Origin of the sequence: uncultured Methanobrevibacter sp. (genome assembly GCF_905235195.1) — an archaeon.
Taxonomy (GTDB): Archaea; Methanobacteriota; Methanobacteria; order Methanobacteriales; family Methanobacteriaceae; genus Methanarmilla.
Map to the genome: position 1 here is coordinate 14986 of NZ_CAJOKH010000004.1, position 14243 is coordinate 29228.

The window sequence follows — 14243 nt, forward strand, 5'->3', positions numbered from 1 at the left end:
AATTTTCTTAGCGTTTTTTTATTTTATTGTGTAATTGTTTGCTAGATTGTTATAACTGATATTTACTATCTACTATTGATTGAAAATATTCATCGCCATTTATAATGTTTATGTCCTTTTATATATTACTTAAATACTTTCATAGTTCATATTAAAAAGAGAAATACATATCCATAATTACTAATAATATTTAAAATAATATATTAATATATAAATTAAACAATTATTATTGTAATATAAATTTACATTTGTAGTCTAAAAGGGATAAATATGAAAATTCTTATAATTACGGGAAACTTAGCATATCCTAGAATTAAAGAAGTTATTAAAGATTCGTCTGAGGAAATTATTCTTCATAAGGCAGATACTCAGGTCGCTGCTTTTTTAACTCCAAATAAAATCATTAAAGAAATTAGGGAAAATTTTCAAAATGAACTGGATAATATAGATATGATTTTAGTTCCAGGTTTAATTAGAAGATCTACTGATGAGATTAATAAAGAATTTAATATTCTCACATTTAAAGGCCCAACAGATTGTGCTGATTTAGGCATGGTTATTGATTTGATTAATGATCTTGAACTTGCAACTGATAAAGCGGCAGATAAATTAATTGAAGAAGAAAAACGAAAAAGAGCATTTCAACTTATTAAAGAATTTGAGGAAGATGTAGAAAAAAGAGATGAGCTACTTAAAAAACCTAATAATATTTTAGTAGGTAATTTGCCAGTAGGAGAGGATTTTCCTATAAGAGTTTTATCTGAAATTGGAAATGCGCCATCACTTCCTAAGGATGTGTTAATTAAAAAGGCACGTCATTTTGTTGAAAGTGGTTCTGATATGATTGATATTGGAATGGCTGCAGGTGAAGATAATTCTCATTTGGTTCCTGATTTGATTAAAACATTAAGGCCTATTGTTGGAGATAAACCTTTAAGTATTGATACATTGAATCCTAATGAAATTAAAGTTGCCCTTGAAAACGGTATTGATTTAGTTTTAAGTTTGGATTTAGGTCATGCTGAAGAACTTGTACCATTACTTAAAAAGTATGATGTTCCAGCAGTTCTTCTCCCTACAAATTTTGCAGTAAATAAGGTTCCTCATACTGTAGAAGAAAGACTTGAATATATTGATGAATTAATTGGATATTGTAGTAAATACTCTCAAGATGGTCAAATTGACTTTATTGCAGATTTAATACTTGACCCGGTAAATAGTAGCAGTATTGTTGAGTCTATTATTGCATGTAAGGAATTTAAAGACAACAATCCTTATCCGCTATTTTTTGGTGTAGGTAATGTAACTGAACTTATGGACACTGATTCGGTTGGTGTTAATGCACTGCTAGCAGGTATTGCTATGGAAATTGGTGCAAGTGTTTTATTTACTCCTGAAGAAAGTGGTAAAGCTGAAGGCAGCGTATATGAATTGGCTGTTGCCAGTAAAATGATGTTTCTTGCTAAAAACAGACAATCTATTCCTAAAGATTTAGGTATTAATCTTCTCAGATTTAAAGACAAAAGACAAAGGTCAGATGTTCTTGGGGAGGTTCTCTATGAAGATGATTTAAATATTCGTCATATATTCGCAAAAGAATCACCTAAATTTGTATATGATCGTGCTGGAAGCTTTAAAATACGTGTTAATTATGGAGAAAGATTTGAAGATAGTAGTATTATTGTAACTCATTTTAAAAAGGCTTCTGCAGATATTGTTTTTGAAGGTAAATTTCCAAAAGAAATATATGATGAACTTGTAAGACAAGGTTTAGTTTCAAGAATGGATCATGCAGCATATTTGGGAAGTGAACTTCAAAAAGCATATATTGCAATGTTAACTGGCAAAGATTACATTCAGGATTTTGACCTATTTAATCCTCCACTTGATTTAAACAGTGATTAATTAAAAGAAGTTAATTTAAAAAGTTATTTTTAATATTAAAACTGTTATTATAAATTAAAAAAGTTTATTTTTAATTATTAAAGTTTATTTTTAATCAAAAGCAGTTTATTTTATTAATTAATAGTATTTTATTTTTATTAATTAAAGCAAGCTGATTTATGCAATAATTATTTTATTATATTAGATGCTCTTAAAACAAGTTTTTTTATAATTATGTGTATATAAAAAGAAGAGATAATCTAGAAATTCTTTAAATTGAAAATAAAAAAAATAAGAAGAGTGTATAAAAATACTCTAAGTTTGTTCTTCTTCTTCTCCTCCAGGATATGGTTTATCATAGGTGTCATGGGCACCACCATCAAGAGAACCGGATTCACTTACTTTTACTGTATGTCCATCATCTCCTGCATAGTAGGTGTTTCCATCACTACTGGTATCTGAATATGCATTTCCAGATTCATATCCATCATTGTTTTCATTGGAAGTATCTTTGGAGGAGGTATCATTTACTGTCATGTTGTTTGTTGTATTTTGGTTTATAGAATCTGTATTAGTTATTTCATCATCACCTTTACTGCCCATAGCAAATATAGTTCCAACAACAACTAAAATAACAGCAACTACAAGGATTAATATGATGTAATCTTCCTTTTTCATTTTTCCTCACCTTATTTTTTAGTTATTTAATATATTAAGATAAATTTAATTATATAATATACTGTACAATCACTTTAAATTTTCTAAATTAAATTATTTAAAACTTTTCAATCTTTATTTTTTCATTTAAATTTTTTTTTAAATTAAATCTATTTTAATAAAATATTTCTTTATTTTATTATTTTTTTTAAGACTATTTTTTTTAAAATTTATATTAATTCAATGCATAAAAACTATTTATTATATTTGCAATGTTTGAACTAATGTTATTTCCACGCCATTCTAACATTACTCTTTTTCCATTAACTTCAAAGAATGCTAATCTATAATCTCCTCTTGTATTGGAGTGGAGGGCTACATAAACTATTTCATGCCCATCGTAGGTTATATTTTCTGTTTTAGGTCCTTCATCTACATTATTTTCTCCTTTTGCAAAATAGTCCCAGTCACCATTATACATAGTATTTCCATTATTATCATTACTGTAGACTGTAATGTATAATGTGTCATTATCTGTTCCATATAAGCTATATCCAGGATAATCTGTAACATTACCATTTTGATATTCTTTAGGAATCATACAAGTATATTCGTTAATATTAGTTTTAACACCATTAAATGAAGTGCTTGTAGTTTTAGTATTGCCAGATTCATTAAAAATAATTAAACCTGTAATAATTAATATTAAAATTATTATCCCGATAATTAAAGTTTTCTTATTCATTTTATCATACATTATGTTTTTTTTAAATATCCTTAGTATATTAAAAAATTTTTAATAATAAATCATTCGATATATTAGAAAATTTTAATAATTTAATAATTATTATTCTTATATAATAAATGATATATAAAATAAAGTTTAAAAATTTTATTGTAAAAATAAATATAATTTAATATAAATATTTATAATTAATATTTAATTTAACTAATTAAATTATTATTGCTTTTAAGGGTAATTATATGGAAGATATAAGTTTAAAAGATATAGATAAAGGATTATTAGAGAGAAATTATGTTTCAAATTCTGAGATAACAACTTCTGTTTATTTAGCATTGGCCTTATCTAAACCCGTTCTTATTGAAGGACCTCCAGGGGTTGGAAAAACAGAACTTGCAAAAACTATTGCAGATTCATTAAATAGGGATTTTTACAGAATCCAATGTTATGAAGGAATTACTTTTGAGCAAATTGTTGGAGAATGGAATTATCAAAAACAACTGCTAGAGCTTGAAGCAGTTAAAGGTAAAAATCTTGAAATTTCAACAGATATTTTTAAAGAGGAATATTTTATTAAAAGGCCTTTACTTAGAGCATTTTCAACTAAAAAAAATTCAATATTACTTATTGATGAAATTGATAAGGCAGATGAAGAGGTAGAAAGTTTTTTACTTCAGGCATTAGGTGAAAAGGAAATTACTGTAAATGATTTAGGTACTTTTCCATTAAATAATGATTTAATTGTTATTTTAACTTCCAATTCTCAAAGGATGTTGCTTGATGAGACTAAAGATAGATGTTTGTTCTTATATATTTCATACCCTTCAGTTGAAAGAGAAATAAATATTGTAAAAACTAAAGTTCCTGAAGCTGATGAAGGACTAATTGAAAAAGTTGTTAATTTGGTTCAAGAGATTCGTAGCCTTAATCTTCTTAAAAAACCATCTGTTAGGGGAAGTGTAGACTGGGTAAGATCTGTAATGAATTTAAAAACAAGCAATCAAGACGAAGCACTTAAAGCAAGTATTGGTTCTGTTGTTAAAAATCAATCTGATAGAGAAAGAGTAATGAAAAAATTATTTGATGAATAGATAAAATTCAATATATTTTTATTAGTTTTAATCTAAATTATTAAAATGAAATTTTAAATGTATTTATGTATAATTTTTAAGTAGTTTATCAGTGTTATTTTAATTTTTTTACTCTTTGTAATATTTTATTTTAGTTATTAATTTTAATTTTGGAATTTATAGTAATTATTTATTTTTTTAATTTTAAAGTTAGCTTTGATTTAGATATACATTTGTTTTTAGAGATGTGATTTTTATGGTGGATGTTAATCAAATTGTTGATTTGTCAAATCATTTACGGGATGAAGGTATGACTGTAAGTATACGCACTACTCAAACAGCATATGATGCCTGCATGCTTTTATCTCATTCTAATAAAAAAATATTAAAAGAAGCTTTAAGATCTGTTTATGTTAAAAACAAGTATGATATTCCAAAATTTAATAAGGCATTTGATAAAATTTTCCAATCTCCCACAGACAAAGCTTTTAAAGATGAAGCTTCCAGTAAGAAAATTGCTCAAAATAATTTTAAGCATTCTAATAAAATGCGAATCGTTAAAAAGAAAAACACTAAATCTTCTTTAAATCAAAAATTTAAAAACAAGCGTGAAATGGAAGAGTATATGGGAACTCCTCCTCTTTATGATTCTGAGGATTTGGAGCGAGACGGAGAATTGTTAAATAAAGATTTGAGTAAAATCAATCAATTTGAACCGCGAATGTTGGAATTATGTCAGGAATTGGGTCGTAGAATTGCAAATAAACGTTCTAGACGTGAAGCTCAATCTAAAACTAATAAGATTGATATTAGAAAAACTATAAGACAAAACTTAAAATATGGTGGAACTACAATTGACCTTGTTAAAGCTCGTCCAAGACCTCATAAAAATCAACACTTGTTTTTAGATGATATTAGTGGGTCTTGTGAATGGATTAGTAGTTGGTTTTTTATGTTGATGTATTCTTGTCAAACATCATTTAAAAATTCAAGAACCTTTGAATTTGATAATAAAACTATTGAAACCACTGATGCTTTAAAATCTAAATATCTATATGAGGCATTTGTAAATGTTAGGGATATTCGTATTAAAAATTCTATGATACATGGTACATCAAATATGTATACATCGTTTAAATCTTTTATGAAACAATCAGATATTACCAATAAAACATATGTAGTAATTTTATCTGATTGTAGGGACTGGGCAGGACCAAAAGATGATGGAATTCAGCGAAGTGTTGAATTAATTCGCCAAATATCTTCTATGGCAAAAAAAGTTATTATATTAAATCCTGAAGATAGAAAAAAATGGGATATTGTAGATAGTTGTGTATCATTATACCGTGAGGCGGGTGCTCAAGTTTATGAGGTTAATACTTTAAATCAACTTGCAGATTTTGTAATGAATATGCATTAATTTTATTTATTAGTATTTTTTAAAATTATAAATTAGTAAAATTATTATCATTAAGTCTATAAATTACAGTGATATTATGGTAGTATGTACAAAATGTGGAGATCCTAAGGTTGTCCTTAGCCGTAAACAATCAGGTCAATTTCTTTGTAAGGATTGTTTTATAAAAAGCATTAATAAAAAAGTTCAACAAACAATCAGAAGAGAGAAATTAATCCAAAAAGGAGATAAGGTTATGGTTGCATTATCTGGTGGAAAAGATAGTGTTGTTACCTTGGATATTTTAAATTCATACTACAAGCGCTATGTTATTGATTTATGTGCTGTAACTATTGATGAAGGAATTAAAGGTTATAGGGATGATGGTGTTGCTATTGCCAAAGCTCATGCTAAAAATTTAGGTATAGAACATAAAGTTGTAAAATTTAAAGATTGTTTTGCAATTGATTTAGATGAGATTATGGGATATGAAAATCATAGGGGATCATGTACATATTGTGGGGTATTTAGGCGCTGGATTATTAATCGTGAAGCAAGAGAATTTAATGCGACAAAAATCGCAACAGGTCACAATCTTGATGATGAATCTCAAGCTATTTTAATGAATTATCTTGAAGGAAATATTAACAATCTTTCTGCTTTAGGTCCATTAACCAGTTCTAAAAGTCCTAAATTTACTCCTAAAATTAAACCTTTAAGAGAAATTCCTGAAAAAGAAATAGGTTTATATGCTATGGTAAAAGACTTAGATGTTCATCTTGCAGGTTGTCCTTATGCTCATGAATCTTTTAGGATGGAGGTAGGAAATATTTTAAAAGACCTATCAAAAGAACATCCGACTATGATGTATTCTATATTAAAAGGTTATGATAAAATTAAACCACTGGTTCGTGAAAACTATCCTCCACAATTTCATATGGGCGATTGTGTTAAATGTGGTGAACCTTCTTCAAATGAACTATGTAGAGCATGTACATTTTTAGAAGAATTAGGTCATGAAGTTCAATTATAATCATCAGATTATAAAAGTTTATTGTAATATGATGAAATTTTCTTATTATATTATATTTATCCAAAAATCACTAATTATAAAATACTATGTGGTGTAAAATATGTCTTATAAATTAATATTTAAAGAATTAAATGAAGAAAGAGAGTTGTCATCTAAAACTACTATTCGTGATGTTTTAGAAGATTTAAATATTTCTCAAGAAACAGTTGTTACAAAACAAAATGGTGATGTTGTAATTGAGGATAATGAGATTCATGATGGTGATGAAATTCAGATAATCCAAATTATATATGGTGGTTAATTAATACCTAAATTTTATCATAATCAATAATTATTGTTTTTATTATTTTATTAAATAATAATTTTTTATATTATATTATTTTAAAATACATATTCGGTGATATTATTAAAGTTAATTATGATTGTGCTCCTTGTTTTATGCGTCAAGCAAAAGATGTATTAGATGAGATTACAGATGATGAAGATGTAAAAGTAGAGATTATGTCTTCAGTATTTAAATTACTTGCTAAAGAATACTATAAAGGAGCTAACTCAAATTGGACAGGTTCTAAAATCCACCGTTTAATAAAAGATCAAACTAATTCAGAAGATCCTTACTATTTAAGGAAAAAACAGTCTAATGAAATGGCAAAATCTTTTATGAGGGAGATTTATAATATTTTAAAAGAGGATGATTCACTTGAAACTTCTGTTAAGATAGCTATTGTTGGAAATATTATAGATTTTGGAGCTTATCCTAAAGACACTGATTTTAAACATTTAATTGAAATAAATTTGAATAAGGATTTACAAATCAATCAGACAGATTTACTTGAGGATGCTTTAAGAAAACATAATAAAGTCTTATATTTAGTAGATAATGCTGGCGAGATTGTATTTGATAAAATACTTCTTGAAAAAATTAAGTCATATGGTTTGGATATAATTCTTGCTGTTAAAGAAGCACCAATTGTAAATGATGCATGTATGGTAGATGCTCTAGAGGCGGGTTTAGATGAATATGCTGAAATTGTAAGTACAGGTGAAGACACTGTAGGGGTAGTTTATGAGGAATTTTCAGATGATTTTAGAAAAATATTTGATGAGTCTGAATTTATTATCTCTAAAGGCCTTGGAAACTTTGAAGGTTTAACTGAAATAGATCTTTCAGATAAAGAGGTATTTTATCTAGCATGTGCTAAATGTCCAGTAAGTTCTAGATTAATTGGTATAGATTTAGGAGAAATGTTTTTACTTAAAGATGATGGGTCTTTTTTAAATAAATAATTTTTAAAGTGGTAAAATGATTGTAGGTTTTATTGGTTTTGGACAAGTATCATCAACATTATCAAATATTCTCAGTTCTAATGGCATTCAAACTGTTACAGTTGTAAAGGATAGAAGTCAAAAAACAAATAAATTAGCTGTAAAATCAGATGTAAGAATAATAGATTCATATGAAGCATTACTTTTAGGATCGGATATTGTAATATCTGCAAATTCTCCGGCAAATGCATTAAATATCGCTGATAAATATGCGGATTATATGGGTGATGGTATTTATGTGGATTTAAATAATATTTCTCCAAACACTACATATTATATGGCAGATTTATTTGAAAAACCTAGAAGGATTGTTCCTCAAGAAGAAAGCAGTAGATTAAATTTTTTTAAAAAGAAAAATGATGTGGATATAAGAAATAATTTTGTTGATGGTGCAATTATAGGTAATGTATCTAATAAACCTCCATTGATAATTCTATCTGGTGTAAGGGCGAACGAGCTAGCAATTTTAAATAATTATGGATTAAATGTAAAGGTTTTAAGTAAAATTCCTGGAGATGTAGCTACATTAAAAATTCTTAGAAGTTTATATACAAAAGGGGTTTCTGCAGTTTTAATGGAAGCTTTTGAAACGGCAAAAGAAATGGATCTGGAAGAACAATTATTTGAGATTTTATCTATCACTGAAGGCGAAAATTTTGAGGAAAAATCAAAATCTAGATTAAAAAATACTTATGCAAATTCTAAAAGAAAAGTTGAAGAAATGGATGAAGCATTAGAATTTTTAGATGAGGTTTCTAAAGGTAAAAAACATATTATGACTAAAGCAACAAAAGATAAGTTTGATTCATATTAAATTTTTAAAAAAAGAAAAAATAAATCAATATTCGGCTCTTAAGCTGAATATTGTATTATTCTAAATCATCTACACTGTTGGTGTAAATTCTTAAAGATTCTATTCACTAATCTATTGTTAATTGGTTATTTTCTGTTTCATCATATAATTGAATTTCAATTGTCTGTTTTGGACTTTTTATTATAGCTATTTCTTTAATATCACTAAATAGGTCAATACTATTTAGAAATATTTCATGAGGTTCTTCAAAAATTACATTGTAATTTTTGGATGCACATCTTTTGTATATGTATGGTCTTTTAAAATTTTATTAAAATCTTTTAATTCCATTTTAAAATCTCCCAAAGTTTTTTAATAGTTATCTAAAAAATTTATTATTCCACAGATTATTAACCAAATTCCAACAATTAAACCAAGTATAAATGAGTTAGCAATATATGTAACAATAATTATATAGAGTAAACCTGATACGATTCCTCCAATCCCTTTATAAAATCCATATTTATTGTTTCTATTTGAGAGGGTTTGAATTAAACCAATTATTATTAAAAATATCCCTCCAAGATAGGGACTTACACCTGTTAAAGATCCCATAATATTTTGTTTAAATAGGTATGAGAAACTTAAAACTAATAATAGAAAACCGAGAATGGTATTTATAATACTAATATATGTATCATAATCTGCTTGGTCAACTCCACATAATAATAAATATATTGACATTAATAATATGGATAAACCTACAATTGCCTCATTTTGAATATATCCAAGTAGGGGAAAGATTATTACAATTATTCCCAGCATTATAGATATAATACTCATAAGTTCTCTTTTCATTCTAATCCTCCAATATTATTAAAATTAATTATCATTTTAAAAATTATTATTTAATTACTTTTTTATTATTTAATTAATTTTTCATTTATTTTATAGTTTCCAAATAAATATTTAATTTTTTAAAATATTATTAGCATGTTAATTTTTAAAGTTACATCACGTTTTAGTAAAGTGGTAAGTGATTAATTTTTGTTTTAGAATAATTAAAATCGCCACATTCAACTTCTGCTTTCCATTCGTTTTTGCACTCACAATCATAATCAATTTTATCTTGTGTAAGATTCGTTTTTATAATTAAATGTTTTAAGTCTTTATTGCATTTTTTACAATTGTATGGACCCCTTCTAGATCCAAATGCTGATGTGTCCATAAGGGAAGGTATTGAAACTTCATCTCTAATACGATTAATAACCTCTACAGCAGACCATATCCAAGGAGGTTTGTAGGAATTTTCTCGCCATAATCTTTCAATTAATGTTTTTCCATGAATTGTTGCAGGACAATATGATAATCTATCTACACCAATGTTATTACAATATATTCCAGTTTCAATTGCTTCATTAATAGATTCCTTTTCAGATAAGAGTATAGGTTTAAGAAAAATATATGGTTTTGATTTAATATTATATCCTTTTTCTTTCATTTTTTTGATAATATTCACTGCATTTTCAAAGTCTTTTAGTGTAAAACCTTTATTAATATTATATAATCTTGTTTTATCATTTGATGTTTCAAGACCCATACTTATTTCAAATAATTTATCTTCAATTATATTAAAAACTTCTTCTATTACATCTTCTTTAACATATTCCGGTCTTGATTCAACAACAATTTCAGAAATTTCTTCACTTTCTGATAATATTTTAAGTATTTCATCACGAGCTTCCTTTGGAACTTCTTTAGGATTTAAGAAACTTCCTGAAGCAAATATTTTTATTGCTATTTTATCATCAGATTTAAAATCTTCTTTATATGGATGTTTTTCAAGTTCATTTTTAAATAATTCAATAATTTTATTTGATTTCACTGGTTTCTGTGTACAATCATTTATATAACTGCACATTGTACATCCTCCACTTGGACCTAAAGCCCATGAGCAACCTTCTGTTGCAAGAATTACAAATATACTTTTTCCCTTGCCGGAGTATAGCAAATCTTCATTATACCAACTAGTTGATACCTGCTCTGGAACTTTAGCTTTTATCCTTTCTGTGGATTCTTTTCTGATTTGTTTATTTAATTCTTGAATTTCCATATAATCACATCATTGTTTTAAGAGTATTTATCATTTTTTTTATTTAAAAAAGTAAATGTTTTAATTTAATCTAGGAAATATTTTCTATGTTTTTTAGGTAATAACATATATATAAGTATTGCAAGATTGAACCTATAGAAATTCCACATACTAAATCCATATAAATTCCAATATCCTCTAATGGAATATAAATGCAAATATGCCTGCTAATAGGATTTATCTAAAAATTTTTATTATGCTTAGGACAAGTGAAGTTGTTCCTTTACCAATTGCTTGAAATAAATTGCCTGCTTTACTACCTTAATGCATAAGAACTATAAAGAAACACATAATTTTCATTGCTTCAACTATTTTAGGTTGAAGTGCTTCACTGTTAGAAGAGTATGTAATAATAGTGATAATTGTTGTGCAAATATAAAGATAATTATACACATAATTAGTGCAATTATCATTGATAATTTACTACTATAATTTAGTGTGGTTTTAAAATTTGTATAATTTTTAGCACCATAAGCAACTCTTTCTACAGTTAAAGCAGCTATACCTATACTAGTCAATGGACACATTGCAACATTAACTAATTTTAATGTTGAACTATATGTTGCAACTGCAATGGTTCCTGTAAGAATTGTTAACCAGTAATTTATTAATATGGTGGTAAAATTTGTAACAAAAATGTTCTATGCTTGAAGGAATACCTACGAATAAAATATCCTTGTAAAGGGTTAAATCCTTTATATAATGTTTTAATTTAATTTTTATATAATTATCTTTTTTAATAACTATCCAATATATATTGTAGTAATAATAGTCGCTATAATACTTAATATTATGGAATGAATTACAATATTTTATGCATTTTCATATTTTTTAGCACTAATATATCGTCCAATAAGACTATTTGCTCCTGCACCTAATCCATTTGCTAAACCTATAAATGCTACATATACCGGGCTTACAAATCCTAATCCTGCTACTGCATTTGGACCTAATCCTGAAACCCATACTGTATCTATTATATTGTTTAACATCATAAATAAATTACTTAATATTATAGGTATAGCTAATTTATTAATTGCTTTTTTTTGGATTATTTACTATTAATTCCATATTTTTTTATCGTGACGATGTATTATACCGTGCATTACTATTCCTCATTTTAAATAGTATTTCTTTAAATTAAAATTATTTTTTAGTTCTATTTTGTAAAAAATAATATTTAAGTTTATGTTAAGTGATTGATATAAAAATAATGGCTGTATTAAAATTTATTTGATTGAATATATATTGTGGCTCACACAACTAATATTTTTATAATTTTTTCTATTAATTATCATTTATATTATTTACTCTATAATCTTTATATATGGATATTTATGTAGGATTGTTTATTTATGGTTTTAAAAGATGATATTATTAATCAGCTCATATTAATCCTTTAAAAATATAGGTAAATATGAGAAAAATTATTGAATTAGATAAAGAAAATGATTTAGAAATAGTGAAGAATCTGAATATTTTCATGATTCATTAACATATGAATAAAAATTTAATCAAAAAAAGGGGCAAAAATTTATCTATAAAATTTGCATTTATCATTATAAAAAAAATAAAAAAAGAAAAAAGAAAAAAATATTAAATTTAGAAACTAGAGATTACATCTCCTAATAATTTAATAGATTCTTCTACATTTTTACCAACAGGTGAACCTGCTACGTATTGGGTTACACCTTTTTCAGCTAAACCTTCAATTTTTGGAATAAACTCATCAGGAGTACCACATACTGAGAATGCATCGAGAGCTTCATCAGTTACAGCACCAATAGCTCCACCAAAGTCACCTTTAGCTAAGAATTCACCCATTTTGGTGTTGTATCCATCGGGTAATCCATGTCTTTCAATAACAGGAGGTGGGGATCCAGCTGCAATAAATGCAACAACAATTTTTGCTGCGTTTTTAGCTGCATCAGAGTCAGGTCCGATGGAAGTAGCAGTATATGCACCTACATCAAATTCTTTTGCACCAGCTGCATCTATTCCTTTTTTAATCATTGGCATAGCAGCATCATAATCTTTAGGGTTTGATGCGTTAATTAATACACCATCTGCGATTTCTCCAGCGGTTTCTAACATTTTAGGTCCTTGTGCTCCCATGTAAATAGGGATGTGTTCTTGGACAGCTTTTACTCCACCTAATTGTGCTCCAGCTTCGGTTTTGCCTCCTGTTAATAATGTGTTAATATCAGCAATTGCTGATTTGATAGTGGAAACAGGTTTAGTCCATTCAATTCCTAAAGCATCAAAGGTTGCTTTGTCTCCAGGACCAATACCGAAGGTAGCTCTTCCGTTTGTAATTTCATCAATAGTTGCAATTGCAGAAGCTGAAATAGCAGGACTTCTTACATAGGGGTTGGTTACACCAGGACCCATTTTAATGGTCTCTGTATTTGTTGCTAATGCAGCTAAGGTTTCGTATACGTTTTTGTTGTTATAATGGTCTGTAATCCATGTGTATTCAAAACCGACATCTTCTGCTAATTTTACTAATTTTATAATTTCATCCAAAGGTTGATTTGGAACAAATTCGATACCTTATCACCATCATTTAATATATTAAAGAGTATATAAAGAACTTTTTATTTGAATTTAATAGAAAAGTTTAAATATAAACTGAATTTTTTTTCATTTTTTCATTAATTTAGAAGGTGATATTACTTTTTAATTTTTTAGTATTACTTAATATTTTTAAAATAATTTTTATAATATTTTATTAATTTTCGAAAAATTCATAAAAAATATTAATTTAATATCATTTATATACATTCTATTAATTAAAAATATTGTTAATACAATATTAAGTTTCATATAAATCTTCTAATAATAATTTACTATATTTTGCAATATTTTCCAATAGTTTTTGTTAATGTTATGACTTTGTATATATTATGTACTATATGTTATTGGCGTTGGTTTAAGTCAATATGTATAATCAACATTATGACAATGATGACTGTTTTTTCACATATAGTGAAACTTTATCATGTTTATATAATTATTATTTAATTATATCATTTTTTATATGTTTTTTTAATGAGGACCCAATAATAGTATTGGGTGTGATGTTGGTTTAGTAGATGTGGTGATATTTGATTGTTATTTTTATACAATTATTGTGTATTTTTACTCGTCTATGTTCTTTTTTGTGTACTTCGAACTATTTTTTTATGGT

The 14243-nt window shown here is 26.5% G+C and carries 14 protein-coding genes; 7 read left to right on the top strand and 7 right to left on the bottom strand.

Going from position 1 to position 14243, the window contains the following annotated elements; translation table 11 throughout:
- Nucleotides 1-270: 270 nt before the first annotated feature.
- Nucleotides 271-1905, top strand: coding sequence for a dihydropteroate synthase-like protein (locus QZ146_RS00655; RefSeq protein ID WP_295721450.1), 1635 nt, complete (start codon nucleotides 271-273; stop codon nucleotides 1903-1905).
- A gap of 294 nt (nucleotides 1906-2199) precedes the next feature.
- Here the strand turns inward: QZ146_RS00655 and QZ146_RS00660 are convergent, their stop codons facing one another.
- Both QZ146_RS00660 and QZ146_RS00665 read right to left on the bottom strand, forming a co-directional pair.
- Complete coding sequence (locus QZ146_RS00660; RefSeq protein WP_295721452.1) at nucleotides 2200-2562, bottom strand: hypothetical protein; 363 nt, start codon at nucleotides 2560-2562, stop codon at nucleotides 2200-2202.
- 214 nt (nucleotides 2563-2776) lie between these two features.
- The gene (locus QZ146_RS00665) at nucleotides 2777-3286 is read right to left on the bottom strand and encodes a hypothetical protein (RefSeq protein WP_295721453.1); all 510 of its coding nucleotides are present in this window, start codon (nucleotides 3284-3286) and stop codon (nucleotides 2777-2779) included.
- Nucleotides 3287-3525: 239 nt separating this feature from the next.
- Between QZ146_RS00665 and QZ146_RS00670 the strand changes: the two genes are divergently transcribed.
- The 6 genes from QZ146_RS00670 (at nucleotide 3526) to QZ146_RS00695 (ending at nucleotide 8922) form a co-directional block, all read left to right on the top strand.
- Nucleotides 3526-4374 (top strand): MoxR family ATPase, encoded by an 849-nt coding sequence (locus QZ146_RS00670; RefSeq protein ID WP_295721455.1) that lies wholly within the window; start codon nucleotides 3526-3528, stop codon nucleotides 4372-4374.
- A 235-nt stretch (nucleotides 4375-4609) separates the two neighbouring features.
- Complete coding sequence (locus QZ146_RS00675; protein WP_295721457.1) at nucleotides 4610-5773, top strand: VWA domain-containing protein; 1164 nt, start codon at nucleotides 4610-4612, stop codon at nucleotides 5771-5773.
- A 76-nt stretch (nucleotides 5774-5849) separates the two neighbouring features.
- A complete protein-coding gene (locus QZ146_RS00680) occupies nucleotides 5850-6782 on the top strand; it encodes a TIGR00269 family protein (RefSeq protein WP_295721459.1) in 933 nt (310 codons plus the stop codon).
- 100 nt (nucleotides 6783-6882) lie between these two features.
- Complete coding sequence (locus tag QZ146_RS00685; RefSeq protein ID WP_295721461.1) at nucleotides 6883-7083, top strand: MoaD/ThiS family protein; 201 nt, start codon at nucleotides 6883-6885, stop codon at nucleotides 7081-7083.
- A gap of 104 nt (nucleotides 7084-7187) precedes the next feature.
- Nucleotides 7188-8069 carry a DUF89 domain-containing protein gene (locus tag QZ146_RS00690; protein ID WP_295721474.1) on the top strand — a complete coding sequence of 294 codons (882 nt, stop codon included), beginning with the start codon at nucleotides 7188-7190 and terminating at the stop codon, nucleotides 8067-8069.
- A 16-nt stretch (nucleotides 8070-8085) separates the two neighbouring features.
- A complete protein-coding gene (locus QZ146_RS00695; RefSeq protein ID WP_295721463.1) occupies nucleotides 8086-8922 on the top strand; it encodes a DUF1932 domain-containing protein in 837 nt (278 codons plus the stop codon).
- 351 nt (nucleotides 8923-9273) lie between these two features.
- Here the strand turns inward: QZ146_RS00695 and QZ146_RS00700 are convergent, their stop codons facing one another.
- The 5 genes from QZ146_RS00700 to mer form a co-directional block, all read right to left on the bottom strand.
- Nucleotides 9274-9759: a DUF308 domain-containing protein gene (locus QZ146_RS00700; protein ID WP_295721465.1), complete on the bottom strand. Its 486-nt coding sequence runs from the start codon at nucleotides 9757-9759 to the stop codon at nucleotides 9274-9276.
- A gap of 163 nt (nucleotides 9760-9922) precedes the next feature.
- Nucleotides 9923-11014: an archaeosine biosynthesis radical SAM protein RaSEA gene (locus QZ146_RS00705; RefSeq protein WP_295721466.1), complete on the bottom strand. Its 1092-nt coding sequence runs from the start codon at nucleotides 11012-11014 to the stop codon at nucleotides 9923-9925.
- A 347-nt stretch (nucleotides 11015-11361) separates the two neighbouring features.
- Nucleotides 11362-11580 carry an MATE family efflux transporter gene (locus QZ146_RS00710; protein ID WP_365316154.1) on the bottom strand — a complete coding sequence of 73 codons (219 nt, stop codon included), beginning with the start codon at nucleotides 11578-11580 and terminating at the stop codon, nucleotides 11362-11364.
- 285 nt (nucleotides 11581-11865) lie between these two features.
- A complete protein-coding gene (locus QZ146_RS00715; protein WP_295721468.1) occupies nucleotides 11866-12045 on the bottom strand; it encodes an MATE family efflux transporter in 180 nt (59 codons plus the stop codon).
- 610 nt (nucleotides 12046-12655) lie between these two features.
- Nucleotides 12656-13603: a 5,10-methylenetetrahydromethanopterin reductase gene (mer, locus tag QZ146_RS00720; protein ID WP_295721478.1), complete on the bottom strand. Its 948-nt coding sequence runs from the start codon at nucleotides 13601-13603 to the stop codon at nucleotides 12656-12658.
- Nucleotides 13604-14243: the final 640 nt, after the last annotated feature.

Excerpts from the sequence above, each read along its gene's own strand:
- QZ146_RS00655 (WP_295721450.1), top strand. The coding sequence starts at position 271 with ATGAAAATTCTTATAATTACGGGAAACTTAGCATATCCTAGAATTAAA.
- QZ146_RS00660 (WP_295721452.1), bottom strand. The coding sequence starts at position 2,562 with ATGAAAAAGGAAGATTACATCATATTAATCCTTGTAGTTGCTGTTATT.
- QZ146_RS00665 (WP_295721453.1), bottom strand. The coding sequence starts at position 3,286 with ATGAATAAGAAAACTTTAATTATCGGGATAATAATTTTAATATTAATT.
- QZ146_RS00670 (WP_295721455.1), top strand. The coding sequence starts at position 3,526 with ATGGAAGATATAAGTTTAAAAGATATAGATAAAGGATTATTAGAGAGA.
- QZ146_RS00675 (WP_295721457.1), top strand. The coding sequence starts at position 4,610 with ATGGTGGATGTTAATCAAATTGTTGATTTGTCAAATCATTTACGGGAT.
- QZ146_RS00680 (WP_295721459.1), top strand. The coding sequence starts at position 5,850 with ATGGTAGTATGTACAAAATGTGGAGATCCTAAGGTTGTCCTTAGCCGT.
- QZ146_RS00685 (WP_295721461.1), top strand. The coding sequence starts at position 6,883 with ATGTCTTATAAATTAATATTTAAAGAATTAAATGAAGAAAGAGAGTTG.
- QZ146_RS00695 (WP_295721463.1), top strand. The coding sequence starts at position 8,086 with ATGATTGTAGGTTTTATTGGTTTTGGACAAGTATCATCAACATTATCA.
- QZ146_RS00700 (WP_295721465.1), bottom strand. The coding sequence starts at position 9,759 with ATGAAAAGAGAACTTATGAGTATTATATCTATAATGCTGGGAATAATT.
- QZ146_RS00705 (WP_295721466.1), bottom strand. The coding sequence starts at position 11,014 with ATGGAAATTCAAGAATTAAATAAACAAATCAGAAAAGAATCCACAGAA.
- QZ146_RS00710 (WP_365316154.1), bottom strand. The coding sequence starts at position 11,580 with ATGTGTCCATTGACTAGTATAGGTATAGCTGCTTTAACTGTAGAAAGA.
- QZ146_RS00715 (WP_295721468.1), bottom strand. The coding sequence starts at position 12,045 with ATGTTAAACAATATAATAGATACAGTATGGGTTTCAGGATTAGGTCCA.